5 protein-coding genes and 3 tRNA genes are annotated in these 4,783 nt (G+C 48.8%); 7 read left to right on the top strand and 1 reads right to left on the bottom strand.

From position 1 onward, the window contains the following. Window positions 1-194: 194 nt before the first annotated feature. The gene (locus ABEA14_RS16145) at window positions 195-1,076 is read right to left on the bottom strand and encodes an NAD(P)-dependent oxidoreductase (protein ID WP_345341368.1); all 882 of its coding nucleotides are present in this window, start codon (window positions 1,074-1,076) and stop codon (window positions 195-197) included. Between the two features lie 123 nt (window positions 1,077-1,199). On the opposite strand from ABEA14_RS16145, the gene murB reads away from it, so the two are divergent. The 7 genes from murB to ABEA14_RS16110 form a co-directional block, all read left to right on the top strand. After that, window positions 1,200-2,219, top strand: a complete 1,020-nt coding sequence (gene murB, locus ABEA14_RS16140; protein WP_345341367.1) for a UDP-N-acetylmuramate dehydrogenase — start codon at window positions 1,200-1,202, stop codon at window positions 2,217-2,219. Further along, window positions 2,212-3,210, top strand: coding sequence for a bifunctional biotin--[acetyl-CoA-carboxylase] ligase/biotin operon repressor BirA (gene birA / locus ABEA14_RS16135; RefSeq protein WP_345341364.1), 999 nt, complete (start codon window positions 2,212-2,214; stop codon window positions 3,208-3,210). Before murB ends, birA begins: the two co-directional genes overlap by 8 nt. Then, a complete protein-coding gene (locus ABEA14_RS16130) occupies window positions 3,207-3,959 on the top strand; it encodes a type III pantothenate kinase (protein ID WP_345341362.1) in 753 nt (250 codons plus the stop codon). Before birA ends, ABEA14_RS16130 begins: the two co-directional genes overlap by 4 nt. Before the next feature lie 177 nt (window positions 3,960-4,136). Continuing rightward, window positions 4,137-4,221 (top strand) — tRNA-Tyr (locus ABEA14_RS16125). A gap of 36 nt (window positions 4,222-4,257) precedes the next feature. Further along, window positions 4,258-4,332 (top strand) — tRNA-Gly (locus tag ABEA14_RS16120). A 12-nt stretch (window positions 4,333-4,344) separates the two neighbouring features. Beyond that, a tRNA-Thr gene (locus ABEA14_RS16115) sits at window positions 4,345-4,420 on the top strand. A 112-nt stretch (window positions 4,421-4,532) separates the two neighbouring features. Next, window positions 4,533-4,783: GTP-binding protein (locus ABEA14_RS16110; RefSeq protein WP_345341360.1), on the top strand; the 251-nt coding region annotated here is incomplete at its 3' end.

Below are 4,783 nucleotides of genomic sequence, written 5' to 3'. Positions count from 1 at the left end.
GGGCAAGTCCTCCTTACCCATGCAGCTTATGTGTAACCTATGTTCCCGGTTTGTTTTGTTACCTATCCTGCCGGTTTGTACATGAGGGGTCTTTGGTTTTCGACTCTCTGCAAACCAACATAGAGAAAGACCCTAGCTAAAAGCAAATAAAAAGCACACCAGAAAGTGGGCTTGTACTATCAATCTGTCAGCAATTACTTTTTGGGCGAAAGTGCCTGCAAGCGAGTTAATAGGCTGGACGTATCCCAGCGTTTACCGCCAAGATTTTCAACATCAGCATAAAATTGATCCACCAAAGCGGTTATAGGAAGCGAAACACCTCCACGTTTTGCTTCCTCTAGTGCAAAGCCCAGATCTTTTCGCATCCATTCAACCGCAAAACCATGGTTGTACTCGTCGTTGTTCATGGTCGCTACGCGGTTTTCCATTTGCCAGGACTGAGCGGCGCCGTGACTTATAACGTCAAATACAGATTGAACATCCAATCCGGCTTGCTGCGCAAAATGTACGCCCTCTGCCAGACCTTGTACCACCCCTGCAATACAGATCTGATTGACCATTTTGGTTAGCTGGCCGGAACCTACAGGTCCCATTAGCTTTTGGCTTTTAGCGTAACTTTCTAGTATCGGTGCCGCATTCGTGTAAGTGGTTTCTTCACCACCCACCATAATGGTCAGTACACCATTATCCGCGCCCGCTTGCCCTCCTGATACCGGAGCATCCAGGAACGCGAGACCTTGTACACGACAAGCATCATCCATCTCTCTGGCCACAATGGCCGAGGTTGTTGTGTGGTCGACGATAACTGCGCCGGGCGTCGCACTGCTTAAGACACCATCGGGACCATTCATAATGCTGCGTAGGTCGTTGTCATTACCAACGCATATCATGATGAATTCGGCGTCTTTGGCCGCATCACACGGTGTATCTGCTACCTTTCCCTTATACTTGGTTGCCCAGCTTTCCGCTTTAATTTTGGTGCGGTTGTAGACGGTGACATCATGCCCTGACGTTGCGAGGTGGCCAGCCATTGGAAAGCCCATTACTCCAAGCCCAATAAAGCTTACTTTTGCCACGTTGTTCTCCTATCGGTTATTGATGCATTTTGTTGTCAAACTTGAAAAGCTTTGTCTTTAATGCCGACTTAGTAGCGCTAATTCGGTTAAGCTATTTGCAATCAATTTTTCGGAATACCTGTTTTGAATCTTAAGCCTTTTCATACCTTTGGTATTAGTGCTGAGTGTCGAGAAATCACTTTTTTATCAGATATCGATACATTAGTTGGATTAGCTGATGGGCCGTTACCACTCATCCTGGGTAGTGGTAGCAACATACTCCCATACCAAACGATCACGAAGCCAATCGTTATCAACCAATTGAAAGGGATAACGATAAAAGAGCTGGAGGGCTGTTTTCTGGTGCGGGCAGCAGCAGGAGAAAACTGGCATGACCTGGTGATGTACTGCATAGCCAGAGGGATGCCAGGCTTGGAAAACCTGGCACTGATACCTGGGACTGTAGGGGCAGCGCCGATCCAAAACATAGGGGCTTATGGGGTCGAGCAAGGAAGTTTCTGTGAAAGCGTTGAGCTGTTTAATTGGAATACTAAACAGGTTGAGACGCTTGACCATAGGAGCTGTAAATTTGGTTACCGAGATTCAACCTTTAAGCGCAACCCTGAGCTTGGTGTCATTACAGCGGTAACCTATAAACTCCCTAAAAGCTGGGAGCCGCATATTGGTTACGCACCATTAAGGTCCTTGGAACAGCAACAGCCACTATCTGCAATGGCAATAGCTAACCGTGTTATTGAAACTCGTCAGTCTAAACTGCCTGATCCCAAACAACTGGGCAATGCAGGTAGTTTTTTCAAGAATCCCAGGGTGACCAATGAACATAGGGCCACTTTAGTCGATGCATATCCAGATCTCGTCTGGTTTGAAGATGGCGAAGGCTACTCTAAATTGGCTGCTGGATGGCTTATCGACAAATTAGGCTTGAAGGGATATACCGTTGGCGATGCGTCAGTGCACCAGCAACAAGCCTTGGTACTGGTCAACCTTGGCACAGCAAACGCTGCCGACGTGATCCGGTTAGCAGGGGAAGTCAGGGCCAAAGTGAATGAAAACTTCAGTATTCTTCTGGAGCCTGAAGTGCAATTAATCGGTCGCGACGGTCGGACAGATTTAGATACTGCGTTGGATAGTTTAAATGCATGATAAGCAGATCTTCATCCTAAAACGCTTAAGTAAAGGCGGATTCTGCAGTGGAGAAGCGTTAGGCGAGCAACTGAGTATCAGCCGTGCTGCCGTGGGCAAGCATGTCAAAGCGTTGCGCGAGTTAGGTATTGATATCTATTCAGTGCCGGGAAGAGGCTATACGCTGGCAAAGCCAATCAAGCTGTTATGCGATGGTGATATCGCCGCCAGGATGCGCCAGTTTTCGACAAACCTGCCCGTGCCCTTAGTGTTTGACACCATTGATTCGACCAACCAGTATCTGCTTGAAAGGCTGAATTTAAACTCTCATACCGAACAAGCATCGCTTGAACCGGGGCAGGCATGTTTAGCAGAAATGCAGACATCTGGCCGCGGTCGGCGAGGCCGTCAATGGGCGTCGCCATTTGCCGCCAACCTCTACTTTTCCCTTTACTGGCAGCTGCAATCTGGTCTTCAAGGCGCGATGGGCCTTTCGTTAGTGGTTGGCGTAGTCGTAGCTGAAACGCTATCAAATCTTGGCGTGGGTGATGTTCAACTAAAATGGCCCAATGATATTTATGTTGCTGGCAAAAAGCTTGGTGGGATCCTGGTTGAGTTGGTGGGGCAGGTAGGTGATGCCTGCGACTTGGTTGTTGGTGTAGGTTTGAACGTATCCATGCCGGAAGATGCGGCAAAACAAATTGATCAGCCATGGACCGACCTATCAACGGTCATTAGTAAACCTGTCGACCGCAATGTTCTGGCTGCAGATCTCCTTGTTGCACTGGAGCAGGCGCTGGTTGAATTTGATGGCAGGGGCTTTGGTCAGTTTCATAGGCGATGGCAGGACTTCGATCTTTATATGGATAAACCGGTCACACTTGCGATGGGCGATAAGCGGATCACGGGTATCTGTCGGGGAGTAGACAGTGTCGGTGCACTCTTGGTGGAGCAAAACGGCAGGATAACACCCTACATGGGGGGAGAGATCTCGGTGAGAGGGCGGACATGAGCATACTTATTGATGTGGGTAATACTCGCGCCAAAGTTTGTGTCAGTGTCGGTCGCGAACTGTTTGCGCATAAGGCTGTGTGCCACAAGGATCTTATTGATACGGTAAATGATCTTGTTAGCCACCACAACGAAACAGAATTATTGATGGCATCTGTTGCGGCTGCGCCATTATCTGATGAATTGTTAAGCTTTTCTGAATCCAAAGGCATTAAATACCAGGAAGTGAAGACGCCGCCACATGCATTTGGATTGATAAATGCCTATCGCCAATATGGCAACCTGGGTGTTGACCGCTGGCTGGCTATGTTGGGTGCTAGAGTCGAGTGTCGCGCACCCCTGATAGTTATCGATGTGGGAACAGCTATCACTGTCGATCTTGTTGATGAATTTGGCCAGCATAAAGGTGGCTGGATAACGCCTGGTCTGAAAACCATGCGGGAGGCGCTTTTTGGTAATACGCAAAAGGTAGCCGGTCCCGGTCAATCCAATACACCTGGTAGCGATGATCTTTCGGCGCGATTTGGAATAACAACCGCGGATTGTGTTTCTGGTGGGCTGCAAGCTGTGTTGATTGGCGTGTTTCAGCAGGCAAAAGATACCGCGCGTCGAACTTTGAAAACAAATACCGCCCCAAAGCTATTTGTTACTGGTGGCGATGCGACAAAGTTACCCGATTGTTTATTAAGTGAGAGCGAATATCGCCCCGATTTGGTGTTGCAGGGCCTGAATAGTTATCGCTCGGAATAAAAAAACAGCGAAATTTGGCCCGTTTCGGATGAAAAATGTGCAGATGAAACTTTTTCGCATATTTTTTCAAATAAACGGTTGCACCGCCAAAATCCTTTCTTTAGAATGCGCTCCACCTGAACGGGGGAGTCCAAATAAAGCGGGCTCTGAGAGTGTTCTCAACTCGACAGGAAATCAGGAGGGGTTCCCGAGTGGTCAAAGGGAGCAGACTGTAAATCTGCCGGCTCAGCCTTCGAAGGTTCAAATCCTTCCCCCTCCACCATATTTTTTGATGCTTTTGAGGTCGGCTGAAGACACCGCGGGCATCGTATAATGGCTATTACCTCAGCCTTCCAAGCTGATGATGCGGGTTCGATTCCCGCTGCCCGCTCCAGTAGCATGTTGTGCTGATATAGCTCAGTCGGTAGAGCGCACCCTTGGTAAGGGTGAGGTCGGCAGTTCAAATCTGCCTATCAGCACCACTCCTATTTTGTGCTTCCAGAACCCTCAAAATCGTTTATACTCTTCCGCCACTAATGCGGAGGGGTTTTGGTGGTGTCTGCCGCCCGACTGCCTGATGATAGAGGAAAGACCATGGCAAAAGAAAAGTTTGAACGTACGAAACCGCACGTTAACGTAGGCACAATCGGTCACGTTGACCACGGTAAAACGACTCTGACAGCAGCCATCACCAACGTACTGGCTAAAGTATACGGTGGTACAGCGCAAGCTTTCGATCAGATCGATAACGCCCCAGAAGAGCGTGAGCGTGGTATCACCATCGCAACTTCTCACGTTGAATATGACACGCCAACTCGCCACTACGCGCACGTTGACTGTCCTGG

It is taken from the genome of Corallincola platygyrae (assembly GCF_039544265.1).
In the GTDB taxonomy this organism is placed as follows: domain Bacteria; phylum Pseudomonadota; class Gammaproteobacteria; order Enterobacterales; family Neiellaceae; genus Corallincola; species Corallincola platygyrae.
This window is presented reverse-complemented; position numbering and strand designations above follow the sequence as displayed.